Genomic DNA, 26,016 nt, shown 5'->3' on the forward strand with positions numbered 1-26,016 from the left:
CTTTGCCTATTCCCCTCCGTTCCCATCATATTTATATACTTTCGTTGCACGATAATATAAGTAAATTAACAGAACAGAGAATAGAACAACAATCATAGATAACGCAGATCCAAACGGCCAATCACGCGCTCCTAAGAATTGATTTTGAATTACGTTTCCGATTAATGCTACTTTCGATCCACCCATAACGTCTGATACAACAAACATTCCGATAGAAGAAACAAACACTAAAATAGAACCGGTAGCAATCCCTGACATCGTCATTGGTACTGTAACATTCCAAAATGCCTTTACTGGTGTTGCCCCTAAATCATAAGCTGCTTCTAGCTTACGCTTATCAAGCTGCTCAATCGCTGCATACACTGGTAAAATCATAAATGGTAATAAAGAATATACCATTCCGAGTATGACAGAAGGTGTATTATATAGTAAATTTAAAGGTTCACTAATAATACCTAGCTTCAATAGCAATGTGTTTACAAGACCTTGTGAACGTAAAATAACAATCCATGCGTAAGAACGAACAAGGAAGTTAATCCAAAACGGGATCGTTGCCAATAATAAAAGAATCGAACGATATTTGCGATCAACAATTGTAATTGTATATGCAAATGGATAACCGATCAGTAAACATATTACTGTGGTAATAACCGCAATTTTCACTGTTTCCCATAACGTCCCCATATATAATGGGTCAAATACACGTGCTATGTTCTCTAATGTAAATTGCATTTCCACTGTCCCATATGCTCCGCGCTGCATGAAGGCAAATGCCAATACAAACAGAAGGGGAATTAGGAAGAAGATTAACAGCCATGCGACTGTAGGTAGTGCGAGTAATTTCCCTTTTTTCAATTTAAGGTCACCTCGTCCTCTTGCTCCCAGCCTACGTATACATTATCTCCAATGCTCCACTGTGCTGCTTCTTCAGCAGTTTGATATGCCATTAGTAATTCTGATGTTTTCTCATCACGTACATAAAGCTTTTCCATATTTCCAACAAACTCAATGTCTTCAATATGGCCAAGGTGGTATTCTTTTAAAATTGGCTCTTCAACCGAACGCACTTTTACATTTTCAGGGCGAATTGCTACATAGCCTTCCCCGTTTTTCACAATATTATTTTCACCGATAAATGTCGCAACGAACAACGTTTTCGGCTTATTATAAATTTCTTTCGGCGTTCCGATTTGTTCAATATGGCCTTTATTCATAACAACGATACGATCACTCATGCTCATCGCTTCTTCTTGATCGTGCGTTACGTATATGAACGTAATTCCTAAATTACGTTGTAAGTTTTTTAATTCACGTTGCAAGTCTTTTCTTAACTTAAAGTCTAACGCCCCAAGTGGCTCGTCTAGTAATAATACACGCGGGTTATTTACAATCGCTCTCGCAATTGCTACACGCTGCTGCTGTCCACCAGAAAGCTTTGCAGGTTTACGATTACGGAACTCAAGTAACTGCGTTAAACGCATTGCCTCTTCAGCACGCTCTTTCTGCTCTGCTGCCGGTACTTTCTGCATTTTCATACCGAAACAAATATTTTTCTCCACATTCATATGTGGGAATAGCGCATAATGTTGGAACACTAGGTTCATATGACGCTTATATGGTGGCAAATCGTTAATCTTTTCATCATCTAATAAAAGATTCCCTTTAGTTGGCGTTTCAAATCCTGCGATCATACGAAGTAACGTCGTTTTCCCGCAACCACTCGGCCCTAAAATAGTTAAAAATTCCCCTTCTTTAATATCTAAAGAAAGCGGTGGGATAATCACTTGATTTCCAAAATGTTTTTCTACTGCTTCAACTTTAATAATCTTTTTCATTTTCCCGTCCTATCTATCTCAAATTTAAATTTTTATATTCATGAATAAATATTTATGTTCTATAGACTATTTTTTGTTTCGATCCAAACAAAAATGGTTATTTAGCAAGCGTTCACTTCTATTCTTTATGTAGTATGTTTGATTCATTTTCGCATGATACATAATGTCGAACAGAAAAACCCCTTCCATTCCGAAGGGGCTATTATCATACGGCTACGCCTACTGATAAACACCATCATCATTTTAACAACTTTCGTATGAATTTTAAAGCACTTTTTGTAGAAGAGTAACGAATTTTCATATCGAATGCCGTAGATTGGGCTAAAATGCTTTTATAATGTGAAAAAGTCCGAAAACTTTCTTCCCCATGATAACTCCCTAATCCACTACTTCCGACGCCCCCAAAAGGTAAATATGGCGTTGCAAGATGATAGACGACATCATTAATACAGCCTCCGCCATACGAAATATTACTCGTTACTTTCTTTTGCACTCCTTTATCTTCAGAGAATACATATAACGCTAACGGCTTCGGGTGTTGCTGAATCGTGTCAATTACATCTTCTATGTTGTCGTATTCTATAATTGGTAAAATCGGACCAAAAATTTCGTCTTCCATAACAGCACTTTCCCATGTAACATTAGTTAACACTGTTGGTTCTATATGTAAAGTTTCTTTTTTATAGTTCCCGCCAATTACAGTTTTACCATCTTTCAAAAACGTACATAAACGTTCAAAATGACGTTCACTCACAATTCGTACATAATTATCATTGTGCAGCGGCTCTTTTCCGTACTGCTCCTCAATTTCATGTCGCAACGCTTCAATTAACTGTTCTTTCACTGAAGCATGCACATACATATAATCAGGCGCTACACACGTTTGCCCTGCATTTAAAAACTTTCCCCACACAATCCTTCTTGCTGTTACATCTATTTTTGCATCTTTATGTACAATACATGGACTTTTCCCGCCAAGTTCTAACGTAAGCGGCGTCAACTGTTTTGCTGCTGCTTCCATGACAACTTTCCCAACGCCCACACTACCTGTGAAGAAAATATAATCAAATGGTTCCTTCAGCAAAGCTGTACTCTCTTCAACGCCGCCTTCTACTACCGCTACAAGCTCTTCTTGGAATAATTCTTCTAACATCCTCGTAATCACTTTGGAAACGTTTGGCGTTAACTCCGACGGTTTTAAAACGATTGTATTTCCGGCTGCTAGCGCTCCTACAAGCGGTGCAATTGCTAATTGAAACGGATAGTTCCACGGTGCAATAATAAGTGTCACACCATACGGTTCAGGCACTACTTTCCCCTTTGATCCAAAATGAGTGAGCGCTGTTCGAACACGCTTCGGTTTACTCCACGATGAAATATGCTTCAATTGAAAAGAGATTTCTTTTAATACATATCCCACTTCCGTTGTAAATGACTCATGAACTGACTTATTTAAATCTAATTTTAACGCCTGAAATATTTCTTGTTCAAAACGCTGAACGCCTTCATAAAGCTTCTTCAAATTATTCTTTCTCACTTCTACACTTCTCGTATAGCCATTATAAAAATATGCCTTTTGTTTATTTACAATAGAAGAAATACTCATTCATTCACCTTCTCCCACTATTTTTATCCAATTCTTTCATTATTTATATAGACTTCATATACAATAAATTTCTATTCGTAAAGTTACATTATATATAATTTCTTTTTGTATATAAAATTCATTGCTCACAAAAAAACTACCGAAAGAAAAATCTTTCGGTAGTTTTACTGTATTAACGATATAAACGAACAGCACCTGCAGAATTATCATCAGCTTGTCCTACTACTTCAAATTTCAAACCAAGCTTCGGTAAAATACGTCCTGCATCTGGAATCTGTTGATTAATATACGTTTTAGAATCATCAAACTTCGGTACGCCTGCTAAGCCATCATACGTAAATGTTCCACGCGTTGGAGATACAACTTTCCAAGCTGGCGTTTTATCAAATGAGAACGCTGCATCAGCGATTTGGAATCGTGTACTACTCTTAACTGTCGGTTTACCATTTAAAGTTCCTACAATTGCTTCTGGGTGAGAGTCAACTACGCCAAGGAAACCGTGTCCTGGATGTACACCAACCCAGTTATCTGTGTAAGCAGAGTCCGCATACCATACGACCATACCAGTGTTAAATACTGGACCGCGTGCAAATTTCAATGCATTATCTGCACCAGCATAATTTCTCCACTCTACATAATAGTTATGTTTTTTCTTCTCAGTTCCATTAGATACAACAAAGCCATCTAATTTAAATTGTGGTGTACCTTCTGCATCATCAGAGAATACTACTTTACCATCTACTGTTAATGAAGCATTATCAAGAGCAAATCCATTTAATGCTAAACCACCATCAGTAATGTAATCAAATGTTAATTTTACTTTCTTACCTTTGAATTGGCTTAAGTCATATGATTTGTCAATCCATTTTCCATTTGTCGAATCTGCATTTCCACTATTAGCTTTCTCCCCAAGTCTTTCAATTAACGTTTGTTTACCATCTTCTGTTACAGCATGTACTTCAAGGAAGTCATACTCTGCTTCAATTTCATATAACGATTTGAAATCAAATTTCGCAGTCGTTGCATTCGTTAAATCAAACAGCGGTGTTTCCATCTTTGTATGAAGATCGTCACCTTTTGTGCTGTAATAATACTTCTTACCAAATGCTGGTTCAATTGTTTTAACATCTTTATCCGGTAGGTTAACACGAATCATACCTGGACGATCTGACTTCGTTACACTTTGATCTAAATACGTCGCTAGACCGATACCTTTATTTAATTTCTCGTAATCTACTTCTACGATATTTGCCCAGTTACCACCGATTGTTTTTTGGAAAAATTCTTTATTTTGTGGCGAGAAACTCGTTGGCGTTGTTCCAGCAATCTTACCAGCCCAGCTTCCACCACTCATAATAGACCAAGCTTCAATTGGCTCACCTTGACCACTATACTGTGTATCATATTCATCTGGAAGACCTAAATCATGACCGTATTCATGTGCGAATACACCAACTGCGCCATCTTCTGGTTCAATTGTATAGTCGAATGCTGCCATTTTTCCGCCCCAATATGGAACTTTCGCTTGTGTGCCTTCAATTGGGAATGGTTTTGGTCCAACTGTCCAGCGATGTGACCAAATTGCATCGTCACCTAATTTACCGCCGCCAGCTTCTTGTCCAACACCTGCATGGATAATCATTAAGTGATCGATTAAACCATCCGGTTGATTTTGATTACCATCACCATTTACATCGTATTGATCGAATTGGTCGAACTCAGATAAATCAATACCGCTATCTACAGCTGCTTTTAATGCATCTTTTACTAAATCACGTGGTCCTTTCGGTCCTTTATTATCATGACCGCCGCTTGCAGCATCTGCACCGTAATCAGCAGCTTTACCAGGAACTGTTAACCATTTTGTAACCGTTCCATCCACTGTGTAACTACCGCCAGATTGCTCTTCATAATATTGTTTAAACGTTTCGATTTTACTTCCATCATCTAATGTGAATGGCTCATCACCGAATAACATTTTTTCATAATGTTCTTTGTTAAAATCGTTAGAATACATATAACCAGGTTCTTTATCGATATTGTTATGTTTAAAGTCAGCGTACTCTACAAGTAAAACGAGTACTTTATCTTTACGCACATCACCGTTATACGCTTTTTGCTTTGCCGGAGATGTTGGTACTTTACCATTTAAGCCGCCTTTAACTGGGCCTGTCGCAGTAGGTGTTCCTGTTGCAGGTTTATCTAACTTTTCTTTCGTATCTGCTTTCGCATCTTTCACTTTCTTTAAAAAGTCAGATGCTTCTTTCGTAAGTGGGTCCCCATTTGTTACTTCTTTCCCAGGATTTTCACCTTTTTTGTTCTCTACGTATTTTTCGACAGCTTTCTTTGTTTCAGTCTCTGAAGCCTTCGAATCAATTACCCCACGTTTTTTTAGTGCATTTGCTAAACGTTCTTCCGGAATTAAATGATCATCAACTGGGCTCGTTGCTGTCTTATTCACAGGCGTTTCAGCGTATACAGATTGAGTACCAGCTCCGAACGAAAGGCCTAATACAGCTGTCAAAGCGATTGATGATAAAACTTTGAACGGTTTCTTGCTCATCCCTTATTTCCTCCCCTAATAAATAATATGTATTACAAATTGAATTTTATTAAAAATTCAATATTTTTTCAATATTTAGTCATATTATGTAATGTTTTTAATATATTTGTAAAAATTTCATAGTTAGCATACGAGTATATCACAATTCAACAATGTTTTCTGAAAATATTGAAAATATTTGTCAGAAACTTTATAATCGCCATAGAGGGAATTTAATGGGGATTTTATCTTTGTTTTATCTACAAAATATTTGATAATTCACTACATAAATACAAAATCCGATTGCATTATCACGTATTCTGTAGCAGCAGTTATGACCGATAATTAGGGAGGAATTACATTTGTACAAAGATAAGACTGACGCATTGGATCAAGAATGGATTGATTTAATACTTGAAGCTCTAGACGCTGGCATTGCACTACAAGATATCGAACATTTTTTCCAACGTATGAAACCATCTAGTCAGGCTCAATAGGTTTGTTCTTTTTAGCGAAGTTTATGTTATAATAATGACATCATAAGACGACGACATATTGAGAGAAAGGTGCGCAAATATGATTGGAGAACGTATAAAACGCCTTCGCTTACAAAAAGGTATTTCATTAACTGAACTTGCCGAAAAAGCTGGTGTTGCTAAATCTTACATTAGTTCTATAGAACGAAATTTACAAAAAAACCCTTCCATTCAGTTTCTTGAAAAGATCGCAGCAGTTCTACAAATTCCAGTTGATACTTTACTTCATGATGAAACAACAAGGGAAAATCACTTAGACTCCGAATGGACACAACTCGTTAAAGATGCGATGAGCTCCGGTGTCTCCAAAGAACAATTTCGTGAATTTCTTGAATTTACAAAATGGAAGCACGATCAAAAATAATAAATAGAAAGAAGTGCTTACAACCGGCACTTCTTTTTTCTTTATGACGAATTGTATAATAAAAAAAGCGGGGGGGGCCCCGCTTTTTTTATTATTTTTCAGTGCCTTCTTCTTGGCTAGCATTGAATGTCCATTCTAAATTCAATGAATCACCTTGGAAAATATTTTGATCTTTCCCGTTATCTTCAAATTCAAATTGTACCCATAAATAGTCTTCTGTTTGTGGTAATAAACCACCATTCTCAGCCCATTCAGGAGCAAAGACGTCTTTAGCTATAACATCTGGATCCGTATTTTGTAAATCTGCTAGAGTTGTTTCATATACAGACTCACTTTGTTTATCCCAGTTCCAAAGGAATTTCACTTTAATATGCTTACCAAGATCTTCACCAGCATTATCTTTTTTTACATCATTCACAGTATACTTTGTCGCTAATTTAACGTCTTTAATTGTTAAAGAACCATCGTTCTTTAATAAGAACTCCTTCTTAACAGAATCCCCTGGTTTTAAATCTTTAATATCCACAAGCGTTTTAGGGTTTAATGTAAGATCTAACGTCCCAGCTGCAAATGTATTATTTGATACTTCTTTATCGCTAAAGAATGCAAACGTTCCTCCACCAATTAAAGATAACCCCAGTGCTGCTGATGCAACTCCCATACCTAATTTCTTTTTCAGACTCACAATCAATTCCCCCTAGCTGTTTTTTTATATTTTTGTCTCTTATTTTTCAATAAGAGATATAAAGAAAACTATATTAGCTTAGCTAATGTTCGTTCTCTTTTAGAAATCCTAAGTTCATTATAACGAACAGAACTCTATAAATACAACAAATATTTATTAGTATTTTCAATTATTTTTATTTCTCAATATTTATTTGTTTTTTCTGAATTATTACGTTTATATTTTAAGAAACACAATAAGTGCGAGGGCAAGTACTCCCTCACACCCATATACATCATTCTTTTTCATAACATTCGTCAGTTTATTCTGATTTTTTCTCGTTATGATCAATGGCCGTATCCTTCTCATGAGCTCCTTGTTCAGGTTTTTTAGCTGTTTCTACTTGTTTCTGTTCTTCTACTTTTTTCTGTTCTTCTACTTTTTTCTGTTCTTCTGCTTTTTTCTGTTCTTCTACTTTTTTCTGTTCTTCTTCTTCTTTCTGTTCTTCTTCCTTTTTCTGATCCTCTATTTTCTTCTGTTCTTCTACTTTTTTCTGCTCTTCCGCTTTTTTCTCTGTATCTATTGCATCTTTTAATTGTTTATCAAGAGCCTGAATTTGTTCATCAATAGCTTGCAAACTAACTTCTTTCACAATATAATCTCTTTTCTCTTTTATACTGCGAAAACCTTCATTCACATATAGGGCTACTTGTTGAATCGATTCACTTTTATTCACTTTTAATTCTTCTTGTATTTGATTATAAGGAGCTTCTATCGCAGTATATACATTCTGTAAAGCTTCCTCCTCAGAAGCAATTTTCTCACGTCCTTGTTGCCATACAACAATTGCTTGTTCTATTTCTTCGATAGAAGTTACTACCAACTTCTCCTTCATTTCTCCATACTCATGCTCAATAGACTGTTTATGTTGCTCAGCTTCCTCTTTTAACGTATCAACTGTTTTTGGAAATATAATCGCTGTAGAAAGAGCGGCTTCCACTTTCGTTTCATGAATGAATGCCGCTTCTGTATGCGTCATAATTTGAGATCCTAAATAAAACGTAATAGAGCACATACACGGCAATATAAGCATCTTTTTTAAATTACGCGGTCTTTTCAGCATCTTAATCTCTCCCATCGAACATTACGTTCTTTATACAGAACAATATCTTTATTATAATAAAGAACGATACAAAATGATAGCTATATACTAGAAAAATAGAAAAAGGGCTATCAATTTGATAGCCCTTTTTTATTATTATTTTGTTTCACCTTCTGTTTGCTGTGCCTCAAACGTCCAAGTTAGATTTAATTTATCGCCTTGGAATTGGTTTTGGTCTTTTTTATTATCAACAAACTCAAATTTCACTGTAAATTTATCAGACTTACCTGCAGAAATACCTTTTTCATCCCAGAACCAAGCAGATAGATCATTATCTACCGCTGTAAGTGTGTCACCTTTCAATTTATCTAGCGTTGTTTCTTTTACGATTGTTTCATGCTTGTCTACATTTTTTAAGAATGTTACTTTAATATGTTTACCAAAATCATCTTTATTATCTTTCTTCACATCTTCTACATTGTAATCTGTTTTCAATAGAACTTTTTTAATATCTAAAGATCCTTTATTTTCTAGTTTAAAATCTCTTGTAATTGTATCGCCAGGTTTTAAATTTGATACATTAACAACTGTTGTTGGATTGATTGCTAAATCAAGTGTACCTGACGCAAATGTATTGTTTGACACTTCTTTATCACTGAAAAATGCAAATGTTCCTCCACCAACTAATGCTGCTCCTAGTACTGCTGATGCGATACCCATCCCTAATTTTTTCTTTAAAGTCATGTCCATATCCCCTTATTCTATATATTTGTCAACTTCCTAACCGGAAAGTATAACCAAACGAACTAGACGGATTGTTCTACCTTTTTCTCTTTCTTTTCTCCGTCAATACTGCGAATCACACTAAAAATAGAAATCGCGGAATAGCCTAATAAAAAGACTCCTGGAATAATAAGAAGCAAAGCAGCTCCAGCCTTTGAACTAGCATAATTTAATGCATATCCTGCATAAGGAACTGTAATATCTGCATATTTCCCAATTACATTCTCCGCAAGTACTGGTTCTAAATCTGGGCCATTATTGTTATCCCCTTTTGTTTCATACATGACTTTTCCATTTGTATCTTTCACACCGATAATACGGTGAGTGATAATTTTTTGATCTTTCTCTTTAAAGGTAATCACATCACCTTTTTGATATTTAGAACCATCTTTCTTTGGCTCTATCGCAATGATTGATCCTGTTAAAAAAGTCGGTTCCATCGATCCTGATAACACTGATTTAAATTGATATCCCATCACCGTTGGATCCCCACCGCTAGCTTTTGAAGAAATAACTACAAAAGCTAAGCAAACCATTAATACAAATAAAACAAATGAGATAATGTTGCTAATCACCTTCCAAATTAATTTCATCGTTTCTCTCCCTCTCCGTTGTTTTATATTATTTGAAGTATGCAATATTCACCTTCGTTCTTTAACAAGAACACAAGTAAATAATATAACGAACGAAATGGAAATGCAATAAGAAAATTTACAATTATTAGTTATTTCCAATATAAAAAGGACTGTGACAAATTCTCTTCACAGCCCTTTAAACTAGTAATTTATTTTTCTTCTGACTTCATTCCTTTTGTATTTCGGCGTAGCACTACAAATAAAATGGCTCCAAATAGTACAGCAGCGCCTATTCCAATACTTATTATTTTCACATTTGATTTATTTACTTCAGGCTCAGCTGTATCTTTTTTAGGCATCGCAAAAGTAACATCTTCTTTAGAAAGAACATTTACCGTCGCAATTGTTTGATTATTTTTCGTAATATCAACTGCACCAACTACCTCACCACGATGAATTCCTTTATGATACAAAGAATCTTTATCTAATGAAGCCGCACGGAAAATCGTCCTCACATTTTTTCCTTCATCTTTCTTAAGCATCACTTCTGCACTTTTTTCAAGCTCGCTATCAATATCTTTATTTAAATACGTTGTCTTTTGATGCCAACTATGTTTATCTAGTACAGTTTGCTTCACAAATTGACCAAAAGAATAGTCCGCCATCTGCTTTAAATCTTCATAAATTTCAGGTCTTTGAGAAGCCATTACTACATTTATAATACGATTTCCATCCTTCTCATTTAATAGAACGAGCGTATTGCGCGCTTCATTTGTAAAACCTGTCTTACCGCCAATACTAAATGGATTTTCAAAATAAGTAGATTTATTAAAAATAGACACCGTCTGCCTAGATGTCGTAACTGTCGTCCTTTTCGTATTCATCGCTTGCAAAATCTCAGGGTACTTTTGCACACCTCTCGTAATCATAGCCATATCATATGGTGTAGTATAATGGTTCGGATCATGCAATCCATTTGGTGTTACAAAATGACTATCGGTAGCCCCTAATTGCTTCGCTCTCTCATTCATCATATTAGCGAAATTCTCAACACTTCCGCCAATACGCTCTGCGATTGCATATGACACATCATTCGCACTTAGCACCATTAAAATCATAAGTGCAGTATTTCTATTAATCGTCTCACCAGGTTGAAACTCAATTTGATAATTACTCTTCTCTTGATCTAATGCTAATTGTGAAAACGTAAATTGATCCTCTGGCTTCGTATGCTCCATAAGTAAAATCGCCGTTAACACTTTCGTCATACTAGCCGGAAATGCACGATGATGTGCGTTTTTATCATACAAAATATCTCCAGTTTTCGCATCAATCGTAGTTGCAAACTGACTAAAAACATTTGGCCCTTCCTTAGGTGGTGGTGCCACTTGTTCTGGATTCACTCCAACATTCGTCTCAGCACGTAACGTCATAGGTGTCAAAAAAAATAAACAAATAACGGTAATAAAAGCCAAAATTTTCTTAAGATTTACCATATGACTCTCCCTTTTCACTATACTCTCACAGCTTAAAAACTGAATATACCAATCTATATGTAATTTGTATTAAATTGGAAGAATATTCACTGTTTTTTACTATATCATACTTTTACGATAAATAACATAAATATACAATAAAAAATAAGAAAGAATTATTCTTTCTTATCCTTCTCATCAATTAATGAATCTATTAAATTTTGACTAGCTTCCTCAGGTGTAATCTCATCTGTCATCCCCATAAACGACCAACCTTTAGAATCGACCCACTCAACAAACTCTTGCAAAAACTCATCATGTGTAACATCCACATCAAGAATTGAGCCATTAATTGAAATCGTTCTATTTTTAGATACGCGCATCTTGAACGTTTTCCTTACCATTACAATAATTCTCCCTCTACTTCTGAATAATTATAAAGTGAAACTTTAATCAGTGGGGGGGCTTCATCCCCCACTTAACCTCTTTGCTTTCGCTGAGTTTTGAGGTGGATCTTACTGCCCGCAAATAGCGGGGTAAAATAATCTTGTATCTCTGTTATACATGATTTTAAGTAAATTGTAAAAAGGATATATTGGCCAGTTTGCATATTGAAACTGAAAATCTATCATCCTGCAAAAATAGCAAACGATATGTAAAGGATCATAAATAACTAAATAAACTCACATAAAAATAAAACAACTTACATTTTATCACACCAAATACAAATGACTTTCGTACAATAGAATGGAATATACTAGAAGAAAACTTATAATGAGGAGGAACTCCATGGCGCGTTGTACGTATTGTAAAACGAAGTGGAAAGTAAAAGATGTATGGTCGATACTCTTGACATTTGAAAAAGATTGTCCCTATTGTTTTGGAAGGCAATATTTATCAAAGAAAACCATAAACGCTATGCCAGAACTTTTAAGCTTACCTTTACACTTCTTATTCCCTTTTCTTGTTGATTTGAGTGATGAAGGTCCTTTAGATTGGTATCGAAAAAAATAATATAACCGCTCTATTTGAACCCACTTTTCATTACATTCTCTACCTACATATTCCTTAATACACTACTAAATTAACTCCAAATTCTTCCTGTTAAAAAGATTACTATAAAAATATTGTAAAATTTCAGTTAATTATATATAATTGCTTTAACATAATGAGTAAAGATTCTATTACATACGCATTTTTGAAGATCCCGTAGCTCAGCAGGGAGAGCGCCACCTTGACAGGGTGGAGGTCGCTGGTTCGAGGCCAGTCGGGATCATATGCCCCCTTGATAGTCAAGGGGGGTTCTGTTGCGCTTACTTTTCGGCATTTCTTCATTATAAATAAAAATTGAATAGATAAAACAGAGCAATATCGATATACAAATACTGTAATTATAATAAATCCATCTTCACCTGTATACAAAAGCACACTTTTCTTTGCAGCTATTACAGTCTATTTATTATTTATAAAGCCAATATAATAGAAGTTGTTTTTATTTCTAGATTAAAAAAGCACGATTTAGCGAAAATTTAACAATAAATATGAATTATTATATACATTACTTTGTTTCAAGATAAATAATTCTTAATAAAGCTCAATTAAATCTGTTCCACCTTCAAATAAGTATGAAAAGTGCGATTAATCTAATACCTTTTTAATTTATCTGTTCTGATTGATAATTTATCAGCTAGCTTATCAATATAATTTGATTGAAGCATTTCCAACTGTAATACTCGAACCATCCCTCTATAAATTACCTCTTTTTTTAAAACTTATATTTGGCTGTTTTAATTCATTAAACTGTATACTCATATTCCATGGTTTATATGTTTTAAACCCCTTTTTAAATCGTTTCCTTTCAGTTTTTATGTAAGGGTTTTCTTCCATGAGTAAATTAAAATTCTTATCTGTTAGTCCATTCTCCTCGTATACCACAAACTCTTTTATAGTCGAATATGATCTCAACTGATTTCCAGAAGTTTCGAACACTTTAGGGTAAACTTGTTTAAAAAAGTTCCTCATTAGAATACCTTCAGTAACGTTAATTTCGTTTCTATTGATTGTTTCACCTAAAAAAGGCGAAATTACAATGATTCTCTTAATTTGGTCTATGTCACTTACATTCAAGTTTAAATATTTACACAAATCCAAGAGATTGTCTGCTTGTGTATAAAAATCAGAAATACGTTCCATTTGATTGAGTGCTTCATCAATTTTAAATCTCAGTTTATAGTATTCATACGAATTAATTATATGGGAGAAATTTTTTATTTCACACAGATACAAGGTTTTTCCCATATGAAATACTCCATCAAGTTCGTATTTATCATCAGTATCCTTAATGTTAGTAAGAAATCTTAAATTAGTATTTTTCTCTACTAGATTCCTCAATTTTTTTTCATAACCATAACCCTTTTCACTTAAGATAGATTTTTTAGACATTAGTCTCATTATTGAGCTAGTTATATTTAATGTAAACGTTATTTGAGGAATTATAGCATATCTATTTTCATCTATTTGAATAAGAGGAGTTTCAAAAATGCTCTCAGATTCCTTAGAGAACGTAATTAATCTAATTAATTCACTAATTTTCCCCCTAGATATTCCTTTTGAATCTAAAAGATTATAGATTTCATTATAATGACACACTTTTATATTACGTTCAAATGAGTCATTTCTTAATTCCATGTTTCTCTCAAAAGACACTTTATGCTGGAATGCTAGTTCTTTTAAACTAAAATAAGTCTGACATAAATCTTCTAAACTTATCCCGATAGTATTATCCACAATTTGTGTAGGATTTTCTATGTTTAAAAAATGTTTAATAAATTCAAGATCATTATCATAGTTCAAGTATAGATCTTTTAAAAGCGCTCTTGTTGTAGAAAACCCTTTTGAGTAACTTTCTATGGCTTGCCTGGACATCTTAGCTTCTAATGTGGTTAAGTATCTGTTTTTTGCAATATCAACTTTCATTTTATCATCTGATATTCTAATTTTTATTTTTTTCTTATCTCTAAAAATCTTCGTGCCAGCAAATTGCCAATCGTCTATCAAATTACCAAGTTGAAAATCGATAGCAGCATTAGCAAGTATTGTCTCCATATGATTATCTATACTTTCATAGTAATCAAAATTACTGGTTATCCTCGATTTCTTTTTAAAAAGAACATACCATAATACCTTCGAATAAGCCTCTATCCCTATTTCATATACGCCTGAAGTAAAGACCGAACTCTGGGATATTACGCTATTGGCCATTCTTTGCCCCATAACAAGTAGATTGGCAAGTAAATGTTTACTCTGAAAAAAAGAATAGTTCATCACATCATTCATTGACTGAATATTTTTGTCAATCAACTCTTGAAATAACTTGATTTCATTTTCTAAGTTTAATATCTTTTCAATCTCAGAATCACTTAATAGTCCTTTCAATTCATCCAATATCTCTTCTAGATATTTCCTATACTTATTTTTTCCGTACTTATTCAAACAAATTCCCGATACTTTTATGTAATCAATTGTATTGTCTAACCCTTCATTTTGAAACATGAATAGCACATCACATTTGAATTTTTTGTTATTTATAGACTTATGTATTTCATCTAAATTATAATATTTTCTCATACACTCCACCTTATTTAAATGCTAATTTTTTGCTACTACATATTTGAATTATAAAACACCTCATCAGCTTCTGAATGTTTCTCCAATTTTCATTTTATTCACTTCAATTAATTAGCCCTTATTCTCACCGATACACTCACTTTATGAATTATGGTATAGAATTTAGCAACCCTATTTCAAAAAGATTCAATATAAATACCAAAATAAAAACCAACACCTTCAAGATTGCTGGCCTATCTCTTATTCATATTCGAAACACTAATAACAATTGCTCCAAGCACATAATGCCCCGCTACCATCCACATACTCCGATCAAAAATCATAAGCGATAACCAAAGCGATATATTAATAGCAGCAAATAATACATATAAAATGAAGTCTCTCTTTTGTAGTGCTTCTCTATTCCTCAAAATATAAATAGCGCCGATTGGTGGAAGGATGAAGCAAAGGAAAAAAACAAACATTTTTCTTAATGACCATGGATATGAAGTTACTGTTTGCATATAGATCTCCTTTTTATTTTATAGTACCTTTAACATCGGTCTTACTACTCTATACTCGTCACTATAAAGCTCCTTTATGATTAAGGGTGAGTGAGGATTCCCCTCTTCTTCTATCATTGTGAATACTTCTGTTTTTTCGCTTAATACGTTGGATTCACTATTTTTAATAGGTTTTTCACTTGTTTCAATTTTCTTTGTTATTTCTCCTAGCCTTTGTCCCACTTCTTCTGCTTTAGCCGGTTCATTTGTTATGTAGTATTCTTGCCCCTCCCATACTAACATAGGTGGCACTTGTTCTCGTTTGTTACATATTATATAAGTAATACTAGCTATAAGTAGTAGGCATGTTAATAAAAAGAAGATAGTTTTTTTATTCATATACTCTTCTCCCTATCTATCATTTTATTAAATTATATAATATCCATTATATACAGTAAATGGATTTAGTAGGAATTTTCGGATTTTACAAAAAAAGAGAAAAACCTTACTGCTGTAAGGTTCCATTTTTATATTCTATAGTGACCGATTTATTAAAACGATCATGACGATAATCGCTATAAACATAACAACTAAACAGCCGATCATTTTATAAAAGCCTCGTTTCGTTAACGTCCCACCTTGCACGTCTTTCCGAATAAATAAGAATACGGCTAAAAATAATACAAGCCCAATGCCAAAAGCATACATCATTTGCATATGTTAATCTTCCTTTCTCTCTTCCATCTTAATATCTTTTTGCCAAAACAACAAACGAGATAAAGACGGTACTCATCGTGAGTGCCATAAGTATGTTCAGTAGTTCAACTGCAGATAGTGTAATAACATTTAAGTTTAAGCCAATAGAGAAAAGAAGATAATACGCTGTTAATGCAAAAAAGCTGAAGAACATGCCTTTATAACGAATTAATTTCATCCGCTCGTCTTTTTCTTTAAATTGCGGATGTAAGTAGCTTAAGCAAAAGCACATGATCATCATCGCAAGCACTGTATAAGTTGGAGTTGGTGGTGCAGAATGCGTCATTATTCCTGTTAGAATCATAAATCCACTCATAAATAGAAAGATAATTCCCATGATAACGAAGTACTTTTGTGAATAGTTCATCTTTATTCCTCCCCTTCTTTTCCTTCATAAATAAATACATGTTCTATCGTCGTCTGAAATGTTTTCGCGATTTCAAATGCTAACGGAAGTGACGGATCGTATTTTCCTTTTTCAATTGAAATGATGGTTTGTCTGGAAACGCCAAGTTTCTCAGCCAATTTTTCTTGAGATAGTCCAAATTTTTTTCGGTATTCGACCATTTTATTTTCCAAGGAATTTTCTCCCTCCTCCCTTATACCAAGTATATACGTAAAGGAAACTTTACGTCAAGTTTCCTTTACATTCATTTTAATCATTATTCACGCTATTTATATAGAAGAAACTTTTTCAATTTCAGCACGTCTATTTTGTAATGAAACATGGAACAATGTAAATAACTGTTACTATATCTCCACCTCTCTTTTTTAAAAATTTAATATCTCCATATTTGTTTTATCCTTTTAAAATATTTCATTTATCCCTTTATTCCACGAAATACGTTATTGGTTTTACGCTGTTTTTCGTCATATTTATAGAAACTAACTGTTTATGAAGCATTTTTTATGTTTAGCAACTTTTTTTGTAGAAATCCTTCACTTTCCTTTCAATATTTAACACTATCTAAATAAAGTTTACGATAAATTCATAATTTTTTATTTTTTATACTATATTCCGTTATATTGTTGTATAATATCAATGAAAGCGCTTATTATTTCAATATACATAATTCGAACTTATTTTTATCGAAACATTCTAACTATTATACTTATATTTACATGCAACAATTTTAGTTATTTGTATAGGTATACCAAATATATCCACCCTATTTTTCTGTAAAATTACTTTATAACATGAAAGATTAACTTGGGTGATAAGTTATTGTGAATGTTTTTTTACAAAACAGATAAGTAATAGTGTTTGGTATTATGTAAATTATTGTAATAACATAAGAGTAAAGAAAAACATTTACATTGATTATTGGTTCATCAATTATTGAAAAGAGCAAAATGCACCTTTTTGTATGGAAAAAGGATTATATGCATTGGGAGGTTTAAACAAATGACGAGGAAGAATACAACGACAAACCCTTGGGCCAAGTTCCACGGTCCGAACCTTGGTTATGTTATTGAACAGTATGATCTTTACGTAACTGGAGCAGGTTCTGTTGATCCGGAATTACAAGAGCTTTTTGAAATTTTTGGAGCTCCTTCGTTTCAAGATGATGTCGTAACAGGGGACAACACAGCAACACATTTTTCTCCTCAAAACACAGGTAACATTGAAAAAATTCTTAAAGTCGTTCAACTTGTTGAACAGATTCGTTCTTTCGGGCATACGTTGGCTCACATCAATCCGATGGAAGATGCTGCAAATGGACAATCTCTTCTTGAGAAAGCAATGAACGAACTGAGCGATGCTGATTTGAAAGCGATTCCAGCGAAAACAGTATGGCAAGATGCACCAGAAGGTATTCACACTGCACTTGATGTAATTCATAGATTAAAAGAAGTGTATACACAAACTTTAGCTTATGAATTTTCTCATATACAAGATAGTGAAGAACGCGCGTGGTTGCATCAAATGGTGGAATCAAATTTATTGCGTCAACCACTATCAAATCAAAAACGAACTGCTCTTTTAAAACGTTTAACAGCTGTTGAAGGTTTCGAGCAATTCTTGCATAAAACATTCGTTGGGCAAAAGCGTTTCTCTATCGAGGGCGTTGATATGCTTGTACCCGTTCTAGATGAAATTGTGCTAGAAGGTGCTAAAAACGGCGTAGAAGATGTCATGATTGGTATGGCTCACCGCGGTCGTCTAAGCGTACTTGCACACGTATTAGAAAAACCATATAGTCACATGTTTGCTGAGTTCAAACATGCAAAAATAGAAGGCGCAGTAGCAAATTCTGGCTGGACTGGCGACGTAAAATACCATTTAGGTAGAGAACAAGTCGTTAGTAACGAGGAAGTTAGCACTCGCGTTACATTAGCAAATAACCCAAGTCACCTTGAGTTCGTTAATCCCGTTGTAGAAGGTTTCGCACGTGCGGCTCAAGAAAATCGTAAAAAATCTGGTCTTCCAGAACAAGATACTTCAAAATCATTCGTAATTTTAGTTCACGGTGATGCTGCATTCCCTGGTCAAGGAATTGTATCTGAGACACTAAACTTAAGCAGATTGAACGCGTATCAAACAGGCGGAACAATTCATGTTATTGCAAACAATGCAGTTGGTTTTACGACTGATAGCTATGATTCTCGTTCTACGAAATATTCAAGTGACCTTGCAAAAGGTTTCGATATCCCGATTGTTCACGTCAATGCTGATGATCCAGAAGCTTGTCTTGCTGCTGCTAATCTTGCAATTCAATATCGCATGTTGTTCAAAAAAGATTTCTTAATCGATTTAATTGGTTACCGCCGCTACGGTCATAACGAAATGGATGACCCAGCAGTTACACAACCACAAGTGTACAAAAAGATTAAAAATCACCCAACTGTAAGAGCAATTTATGCAGATCAATTACAAGCTGCTGGTGTTCTAAATGCAGATGAAATTGAAACAATTACACAGTTTACGCAAGAGCAATTAAAATCTGACTATGCACAAGTACCGCCAGCTGATACGAGCGATGCAACAATTCACGTTAAAGTGCCTGATGTTGTTGCAAAGGGCATTCAGTCAATTGATACTGGTGTTGAGCTTGATTCACTTCGTGCAATTAATGAAGGTCTACTATCTTGGCCAGAAGGCTTTAACGTATATCCGAAAGTGAAGAAAATTCTTGAGCGCCGTAAAGACGCTCTTGAAGAGAACGGTAAAATTGAATGGGCACTTGCTGAGTCATTAGCATTCGCTTCTATTTTACAAGAAGGTACGCCAATTCGTTTAACTGGTCAAGATTCACAACGTGGTACATTCGCGCATCGTCACATCGTATTACACGATACGGATACAAATGAAACATATTCACCATTACATCGCTTACCAAACATCAACGCTTCATTCTCTGTTCATAACAGTCCGTTATCAGAAGCTGCTGTTGTTGGTTACGAGTATGGTTATAACGTATTCGCTCCAGAAACGCTTGTTATGTGGGAAGCGCAATATGGTGACTTCTCAAATACTGCGCAAGCATTATTTGATCAATATGTTTCAGCTGGAAGAGCAAAATGGGGTCAAAAATCTGGTTTAGTTCTTCTATTACCACACGGTTATGAAGGTCAAGGGCCAGAGCACTCTAGTGCACGTCCAGAGCGATTTTTACAGTTAGCTGCTGAGAACAACTGGACAGTTGCAAACTTAACGAGTGCGGCACAATACTTCCATATTTTACGTCGTCAAGCATCTATCTTAGGAACAGAAGCTGTTCGACCATTAGTATTGATGACGCCGAAGAGTTTATTACGTCACCCACTTACGCTTTCAACTGCTAATCAGTTAAGCGAAGGACGTTTCCAACCTGCTTTAGAACAAGAAAACCTTGGTACAAAACCAAACAAAGTAAAACGTCTTGTTTTAAGTACAGGTAAAATGGCGATTGACTTAGCTGCAGAAATTGAGTCTGGTAAACACGAGTACAACTTAGATGAAGTTCATATCGTTCGTATTGAGCAACTGTACCCATTCCCTGCTGAGAAAGTTCAATCTATTATTAAACGCTTTAAAAACTTAGAAGAAATTATTTGGGTTCAAGAAGAACCTCGTAATATGGGCGCATGGCATTACATGGCTCCAATTCTGTTCGAACTAGCTGGAGATAAAGTGAAAACAGGTTACATCGGACGCCCAGATCGCTCTAGCCCATCTGGCGGCGATCCATTCGCTCACAAAGCTGAGCAAGAACTAATTGTTGCACACGCTTTAGATGTGAAGTATAACTTCCGTCAAGATAAACAAGAAATTGAAGTTTACAGCAACTAAAAAGTAACAATGAAGGTTTCTAGCCCGCCCTGGGCAGAATATCTGCCCAAGGCGAGCTAACAAATGGAGATTACCGAAGACAAAAGAAGAAAAAACACACCGTTAGGCAAATAAGGGGAGGACATTTAAAATGATCGAAATTAAAGTACCTGAGCTTGCAGAATCTATTACTGAAGGAACTATCTCACAATGGCTTATCAACGTAGGCGACAAAGTTGAGAAAGGTGGCAGCGTTGTTGAGCTTGAAACTGATAAAGTCAATGTAGAAATCATTGCAGAAGATTCAGGTATTGTATCGAAGTTACTAGGCGAACCTGGGGATACAGTTGAAGTTGGCGCAACTATCGCAATTTTAGATGCAAACGGAGCACCAGTTGCAGTAAGTACGCCTGCACCGGCTGCTGAGCAACCGAAACAAGAAACAACTGAAGCACCAAAAGCTGCGGCACCAAGTGCTGAACAAACTGCAGCTTTACAAGGTTTACCAAATACAAACCGTCCTATCGCATCACCAGCTGCTAGAAAAATGGCTCGTGAATTAGGAATCGACTTAAACGACGTACGTAGCACAGATCCACTTGGACGTGTGAGACCACACGATGTACAAGCTCATGCTGCAGCACCAAAAGAAGCACCAGCTGCTCCAAAAAGTCCAGCTCCTGCTCCAGTTGCAAAAACTGAATTTGAAAAACCAGTTGAGCGCGTGAAAATGTCCCGCCGCCGTCAAACAATTGCAAAACGCCTTGTAGAAGTTCAACAAACATCTGCAATGTTAACAACATTTAACGAAGTTGATATGACTGCAATCATGGAATTACGTAAAGAGCGTAAAGACGCTTTTGAGAAAAAACATGATGTACGTCTTGGTTTCATGTCATTCTTCACAAAAGCAGTTGTTGCAGCATTAAAACAATTCCCATTATTAAATGCTGAAATTCAAGGTGACGAGCTTATCATTAAAAAATTCTATGATATCGGTATTGCAGTAGCAGCTCCAGATGGATTAGTTGTTCCAGTTGTACGCGATGCGAACCAATTAAACTTCGCTGAAATCGAAAGCGAAATTCGTGAATTAGGTAAAAAAGCACGTGACAACAAACTTTCATTAAAAGAACTACAAGGTGGTACATTCACAATTACAAACGGTGGTGTGTTCGGTTCTCTAATGTCAACACCGATCCTAAACAGTCCACAAGTTGGTATTTTAGGAATGCACAAAATCCAAGTACGTCCTGTTGCTATTGATGCAGAACGTATGGAAAACCGTCCAATGATGTACATCGCTTTATCTTACGATCACCGTATCGTTGATGGTAAAGAAGCAGTTAGCTTCCTTGTTGCTGTTAAAGATATGCTTGAAGATCCAAAATCATTATTATTAGAAGGTTGATAGATTAATAATCTATTATATAAAGGCTGTAGAATACATCATTCTACAGCCTTTTTTTCGTTCATACGGGACAAATCGCATGACATAAGCTAATAATGTATGCCTATAACGTAAGGAGGATTAAAATGAGTAACCTTCCAATTCATGCAAAATTGAAAGCAAATAAAGATACCTTCTTCCTTCCCGACTCAAACGGGGGTGTCTATTTTCGAAATAACGCCAGTTCATTTCGTATGGACGGTGATGGAATTTATAATTGGATTGAAAAATTAATGCCGATGTTTAACGGTAATTATTCTTTAGCAGAAATAACGGATGGTCTCCCTCTTCCCTATCAAAATCGTGTACTTGAAATTGGAGAGATTTTATATACAAATGGCTTTGTCCGTGATGTAAGTCAAGACGCACCTCACGAATTAAACAGCGCATTACTTGATAGATACGCTTCGCAAATTGAATTTCTAGAAGCAGATTCTCATTCAGGCGCATTAAAATTCGAAATGTACCGCAAAGCGAATGTCCTTATAATTGGTTCTGGAGATATGCTTACTTCCTTAGTTTCTTCTTTATTAGAATCCGGATTACCTACCTTTCATTACCTTGTGACAGATTATGAAGAAACGAATTACGACCGCATTCATGAGCTAATAGAAATTGCACATGAAGTGGATGATACTGTACTTGTTCAAGAAATAGATACGACAATTGATCGTCCTCTGCATGAAGTGTTCGAGCCTTTCGACTGGATTTTGTACGTTTCTCAAAATGGAGATATTGATGGCCTAAGAGCAGCTCACACGATTTGCAAGGAAGTAGGAAAGAACTTTATACCAGCCGTCTGTTTATCAACACTTGGTATAGCTGGTCCTGTCGTAATGGCTAATCGTGAAGAATGCTGGGAATCCGCATGGCATCGGCTACATGAAACGACTTTACAAAATGAAAATTCATCAGCCGCCTTCTCTCCTATTACATCTGCAATGCTAGCAAATATAATCGTTTTTGAATTATTTAAGCACGTTGCTGATGATTCACATCGAGAAAAGGATCCACAATTCTTTTTATTAAATTATGAAACACTCGAAGGAGCATGGCATCCTTTTATAAAACACCCTCTCGCAACTGATGAAAGTTTTACAATTGATACGATAGAAGACCTTTCTGAACAACTTGAGCATCGGTCTAGCCAACATACTTCAACTGAATTATTCCGTTTTTTCGATTCATTAACTTCTAAAGAAGCTGGTATATTCCATGTATGGGATGAACAAGATTTATATCAATTGCCATTATCACAATGCAATATTCAAGTAGCTACACCGCTATCAGATGGTCCAACTTCCCTCCTGCCTCTTATGACTTGCGCTGGTTTGACTCATAACGAAGCGCGCCGAGAAGCTGGTTTAGTAGGAATTGAAACATACGTAGCAGAAATTATGCACCGCCTTATCCCTGAACATACCGATATCGGTATTGGCGCTGGAGAAACGATGACAGAGGGGGTATACCGAGCACTACAACAACATTTAAATCACAAATTGTATGAACGACAATCACATATGCTAGAAGAAATTACGACGGTCGACTTAACCGAAATTCATGATAAACATTGTAGATTTTATTACGATGCCCTCGCTACAATTCACGAAACACCTAAAATCGCAATGGGTGAAGATATTCTCAGCTTTCCAGTCGTTTGGGTTGGTATACATGATCGATGGTATGGTGCATCTAATATTAATATGACGTTAGCGTTACGAAACGCACTACAACTATCGCTTCTTCATATTCAAAATGAAGAGGCTCCTTACAGAACTAATATTTTGCCTGAATCATCTATTATTTTATATGACACGGATTCTTTTAGAGTGGAAATACAAGCGGAAAAAGAAATTCCAGGTGTGCAATCATTACAGCTTGCCTTGCAACATTTAGAAGAACATCATTTTTATCCATTCGTGTTTGATTTAGCGATTGAATCATTTTTGAAAGAAAACTTAGATGGTGTGTACGGGGTATTAATTGCAAAGGAGGATAGTCTATGACTCAAAATATATTACTTATAGGAGATGGCCTTCTTGCAGACTATGTACATGATCAATTATGCAAACAATATTCCATCATTCGCCAACACACAATTGCAGACGAAATCCCTGAAAATATCGACCTCGCTCTCGTATTACACGACGGCTCTCCTTCTACGATTCATCATGACGCTGAGCTAACTTTCCGGTCAAATCATATTCCGTGGCTACGTGGTTTTACTTCATTTGGTGAAGGGGTTATCGGTCCTTATATTCATCCTCTTGCAGCGGGATGTACTCATTGTGCCGATGGACGACGCTTTATCGCTGGATTTGATCAAAAAGAAATGTGGGAGCTACAACGAAAATATGCGGTAAAAGAAGAAAACGTAACGAGGCGTGATGTACGTGCCACCCAAAATGGCATTCTGCAAATGTGCCATCTTATTTGCGCAGAAACAGAGAAAATATTAACTCATACTCATTCTTCTTTAGAAAATGAACTCATTTTACTAAACTTACAAACACTGCAATGTACGCGGCATTCTTTTCTTCCAGATCCGCTCTGCCCTGTATGTAGCAATTTACCTGATGACACGGCAGATGCAGCAGCGATTTCATTACAACCGAGCTTAAAAACAAATGATGCAACATATCGCTGTCGTTCCATTCATGAACTAAACACATTTTTAACGAGAGATTATTTAGATTACCGCGTCGGTATGTTGAACGGAAAAATGCAACATTCTTTACTACCATTTGCTGACGTTATTATAAACATGCCATTAATGTTTGGAAATGAAGGGGTTGCAGGCCGAACTCTTTCATTTGCAATAAGTGAAGCAACTGCCATTTTAGAAGGTTTAGAACGATATTGTGGTATGTCACCTCGAGGAAAAAAGACAAATGTGCATGGTAGTTTTCATGATTTAGAGGATTATGCACTAAATCCCCTTACGCTCGGTGTACATACAAATGAACATTATAATCGTGATGGTTTTCCATTTAAACCGTTTGATCCTGACTATGAACAAAACTGGGTATGGGGATATTCATTGTCACAAAACCGGACGATTTTAGTTCCTGAATCAATCGCTTATTATAGCCTCGGTCATCGAGATGCTTACGTATATGAAACATCAAATGGCTGTGCCATTGGTGGTAGCTTAGAAGAAGCGATTTTTCACGGCATTTTAGAAGTTGTAGAGCGTGACGCCTTTTTGCTCACTTGGTATGCTGAATTACCTCTTCCCCGCCTTGATCTTAGTTCAGCAAATGATACGGAATTACAATTAATGATCCAGCGGCTGTACACGATTACCGGTTATGAATTGTATGCTTTTAACGCAACGATGGAACACGGTATCCCGAGCTTATGGGTAATTGCGAAAAATACGCGTGAACATGGAATGAACGTTGTTTGTGCTGGAGGCTCTCATTTGGATCCCGTCCGTGCTTTAAAGAGTGCCATTCACGAAATAGCAGGCATGTTACTCATAACAGACGATGAGCTCGAACAAAAAAGAGAGCACTACGAAAACTGCTTACAAGACCCTTATCTCGTTAGCCAAATGGGAGACCATAGTATGTTGTACGGATTGAAAAAAGCAGAAGAACGTCTTCACTTCCTTTTACGTGACGATGCTCCGGTGCAATCGTTCCAAGAAATGAATGTATTACAATCAGTTGATCTAGATTTAACATCCGATCTTCATCAACTTTTAAACCGTCTAGAGCAAACTGGACTTGAAGTAATCGTTGTAAATCAAACAGTACCTCTTATAGAAAAAAACGGATTACATTGTGTAAAAGTCATTATTCCAGGTATGCTACCGATGACGTTCGGTCACCATCTCACTCGGGTTACAGGACTGGATAGAGTGTATACTGTACCGATGACACTTGGGTATACAAATGAACCTTTAACGAATGAACAATTAAATCCACATCCGCATCCGTTTCCATAGTAAAGGAGGGGATTT

The 26,016-nt window shown here is 35.7% G+C and carries 23 protein-coding genes and 1 tRNA gene; 8 read left to right on the top strand and 16 right to left on the bottom strand.

The features are described from left to right. Positions 1-6: 6 nt before the first annotated feature. The 4 genes from potB to inhA1 all read right to left on the bottom strand — a co-directional run bounded on the left by potB (position 7) and on the right by inhA1 (position 6,004). Positions 7-855, bottom strand: a complete 849-nt coding sequence (gene potB, locus PDQ68_RS15210; protein ID WP_000715494.1) for a spermidine/putrescine ABC transporter permease PotB — start codon at positions 853-855, stop codon at positions 7-9. Further along, a complete protein-coding gene (gene potA, locus PDQ68_RS15215) occupies positions 852-1,835 on the bottom strand; it encodes a spermidine/putrescine ABC transporter ATP-binding protein PotA (RefSeq protein ID WP_000720319.1) in 984 nt (327 codons plus the stop codon). Before potA ends, potB begins: the two co-directional genes overlap by 4 nt. Positions 1,836-2,073: 238 nt before the next feature. After that, on the bottom strand, positions 2,074-3,441 hold the full coding sequence (locus PDQ68_RS15220; protein ID WP_000028360.1) for an aldehyde dehydrogenase: 1,368 nt from the start codon (positions 3,439-3,441) through the stop codon (positions 2,074-2,076). A 172-nt stretch (positions 3,442-3,613) separates the two neighbouring features. After that, positions 3,614-6,004 carry a M6 family metalloprotease immune inhibitor InhA1 gene (inhA1, locus tag PDQ68_RS15225; RefSeq protein ID WP_000038914.1) on the bottom strand — a complete coding sequence of 797 codons (2,391 nt, stop codon included), beginning with the start codon at positions 6,002-6,004 and terminating at the stop codon, positions 3,614-3,616. Between the two features lie 341 nt (positions 6,005-6,345). Between inhA1 and PDQ68_RS15230 the strand changes: the two genes are divergently transcribed. Then, positions 6,346-6,480 (top strand): anti-repressor SinI family protein, encoded by a 135-nt coding sequence (locus PDQ68_RS15230; protein WP_000276217.1) that lies wholly within the window; start codon positions 6,346-6,348, stop codon positions 6,478-6,480. 79 nt (positions 6,481-6,559) lie between these two features. Next, the gene (locus tag PDQ68_RS15235) at positions 6,560-6,883 is read left to right on the top strand and encodes a helix-turn-helix domain-containing protein (protein ID WP_033678331.1); all 324 of its coding nucleotides are present in this window, start codon (positions 6,560-6,562) and stop codon (positions 6,881-6,883) included. A 91-nt stretch (positions 6,884-6,974) separates the two neighbouring features. Here the strand turns inward: PDQ68_RS15235 and calY are convergent, their stop codons facing one another. From calY to PDQ68_RS15265, 6 genes are all read right to left on the bottom strand, one after another. Further along, positions 6,975-7,568 carry a biofilm matrix protein CalY gene (gene calY, locus PDQ68_RS15240; protein WP_016716924.1) on the bottom strand — a complete coding sequence of 198 codons (594 nt, stop codon included), beginning with the start codon at positions 7,566-7,568 and terminating at the stop codon, positions 6,975-6,977. A 301-nt stretch (positions 7,569-7,869) separates the two neighbouring features. After that, on the bottom strand, positions 7,870-8,670 hold the full coding sequence (locus tag PDQ68_RS15245; RefSeq protein WP_061183633.1) for a DUF4047 domain-containing protein: 801 nt from the start codon (positions 8,668-8,670) through the stop codon (positions 7,870-7,872). A 135-nt stretch (positions 8,671-8,805) separates the two neighbouring features. Beyond that, on the bottom strand, positions 8,806-9,393 hold the full coding sequence (locus tag PDQ68_RS15250) for a CalY family protein (protein WP_061183634.1): 588 nt from the start codon (positions 9,391-9,393) through the stop codon (positions 8,806-8,808). A 62-nt stretch (positions 9,394-9,455) separates the two neighbouring features. Beyond that, a complete protein-coding gene (gene sipW, locus PDQ68_RS15255; RefSeq protein WP_270786882.1) occupies positions 9,456-10,025 on the bottom strand; it encodes a signal peptidase I SipW in 570 nt (189 codons plus the stop codon). A gap of 191 nt (positions 10,026-10,216) precedes the next feature. Continuing rightward, positions 10,217-11,503, bottom strand: a complete 1,287-nt coding sequence (locus PDQ68_RS15260) for a D-alanyl-D-alanine carboxypeptidase family protein (protein ID WP_061183636.1) — start codon at positions 11,501-11,503, stop codon at positions 10,217-10,219. A gap of 155 nt (positions 11,504-11,658) precedes the next feature. After that, positions 11,659-11,886 (bottom strand): hypothetical protein, encoded by a 228-nt coding sequence (locus tag PDQ68_RS15265; protein ID WP_000251858.1) that lies wholly within the window; start codon positions 11,884-11,886, stop codon positions 11,659-11,661. Positions 11,887-12,271: 385 nt separating this feature from the next. On the opposite strand from PDQ68_RS15265, the gene PDQ68_RS15270 reads away from it, so the two are divergent. Beyond that, positions 12,272-12,496, top strand: coding sequence for a hypothetical protein (locus tag PDQ68_RS15270; protein WP_016716920.1), 225 nt, complete (start codon positions 12,272-12,274; stop codon positions 12,494-12,496). A 189-nt stretch (positions 12,497-12,685) separates the two neighbouring features. Further along, positions 12,686-12,758, top strand: a tRNA-Val gene (locus PDQ68_RS15275). Positions 12,759-13,228: 470 nt separating this feature from the next. Here PDQ68_RS15275 and PDQ68_RS15280 read toward each other — a convergent pair. From PDQ68_RS15280 to PDQ68_RS15305, 6 genes are all read right to left on the bottom strand, one after another. After that, entirely contained in the window at positions 13,229-15,109 is a 1,881-nt protein-coding gene (locus PDQ68_RS15280) for a hypothetical protein (protein WP_073530311.1), read from the bottom strand. A gap of 233 nt (positions 15,110-15,342) precedes the next feature. Continuing rightward, on the bottom strand, positions 15,343-15,612 hold the full coding sequence (locus tag PDQ68_RS15285) for a hypothetical protein (protein ID WP_061183650.1): 270 nt from the start codon (positions 15,610-15,612) through the stop codon (positions 15,343-15,345). 18 nt (positions 15,613-15,630) lie between these two features. After that, a complete protein-coding gene (locus tag PDQ68_RS15290) occupies positions 15,631-15,990 on the bottom strand; it encodes a hypothetical protein (RefSeq protein ID WP_061183651.1) in 360 nt (119 codons plus the stop codon). A gap of 135 nt (positions 15,991-16,125) precedes the next feature. After that, entirely contained in the window at positions 16,126-16,308 is a 183-nt protein-coding gene (locus tag PDQ68_RS15295) for a DUF3976 domain-containing protein (protein WP_001178301.1), read from the bottom strand. A gap of 28 nt (positions 16,309-16,336) precedes the next feature. After that, positions 16,337-16,714 carry a hypothetical protein gene (locus PDQ68_RS15300; protein ID WP_001109914.1) on the bottom strand — a complete coding sequence of 126 codons (378 nt, stop codon included), beginning with the start codon at positions 16,712-16,714 and terminating at the stop codon, positions 16,337-16,339. A gap of 2 nt (positions 16,715-16,716) precedes the next feature. Then, a complete protein-coding gene (locus tag PDQ68_RS15305) occupies positions 16,717-16,926 on the bottom strand; it encodes a helix-turn-helix transcriptional regulator (protein WP_000428510.1) in 210 nt (69 codons plus the stop codon). An 826-nt stretch (positions 16,927-17,752) separates the two neighbouring features. On the opposite strand from PDQ68_RS15305, the gene odhA reads away from it, so the two are divergent. From odhA to PDQ68_RS15325, 4 genes are all read left to right on the top strand, one after another. Continuing rightward, the gene (gene odhA / locus PDQ68_RS15310) at positions 17,753-20,620 is read left to right on the top strand and encodes a 2-oxoglutarate dehydrogenase E1 component (RefSeq protein ID WP_061183171.1); all 2,868 of its coding nucleotides are present in this window, start codon (positions 17,753-17,755) and stop codon (positions 20,618-20,620) included. Between the two features lie 130 nt (positions 20,621-20,750). Then, on the top strand, positions 20,751-22,010 hold the full coding sequence (gene odhB / locus PDQ68_RS15315) for a 2-oxoglutarate dehydrogenase complex dihydrolipoyllysine-residue succinyltransferase (protein WP_016716916.1): 1,260 nt from the start codon (positions 20,751-20,753) through the stop codon (positions 22,008-22,010). A 125-nt stretch (positions 22,011-22,135) separates the two neighbouring features. Then, positions 22,136-24,055, top strand: coding sequence for a putative thiazole-containing bacteriocin maturation protein (locus PDQ68_RS15320; RefSeq protein ID WP_061183172.1), 1,920 nt, complete (start codon positions 22,136-22,138; stop codon positions 24,053-24,055). Further along, positions 24,052-26,001: a TOMM precursor leader peptide-binding protein gene (locus PDQ68_RS15325; RefSeq protein WP_000192978.1), complete on the top strand. Its 1,950-nt coding sequence runs from the start codon at positions 24,052-24,054 to the stop codon at positions 25,999-26,001. Before PDQ68_RS15320 ends, PDQ68_RS15325 begins: the two co-directional genes overlap by 4 nt. The last annotated feature ends 15 nt before the right edge of the window (positions 26,002-26,016 follow it).

Source organism: Bacillus cereus group sp. Bc010, from assembly GCF_027716745.1.
Taxonomy (GTDB): Bacteria; Bacillota; Bacilli; order Bacillales; family Bacillaceae_G; genus Bacillus_A; species Bacillus_A pacificus.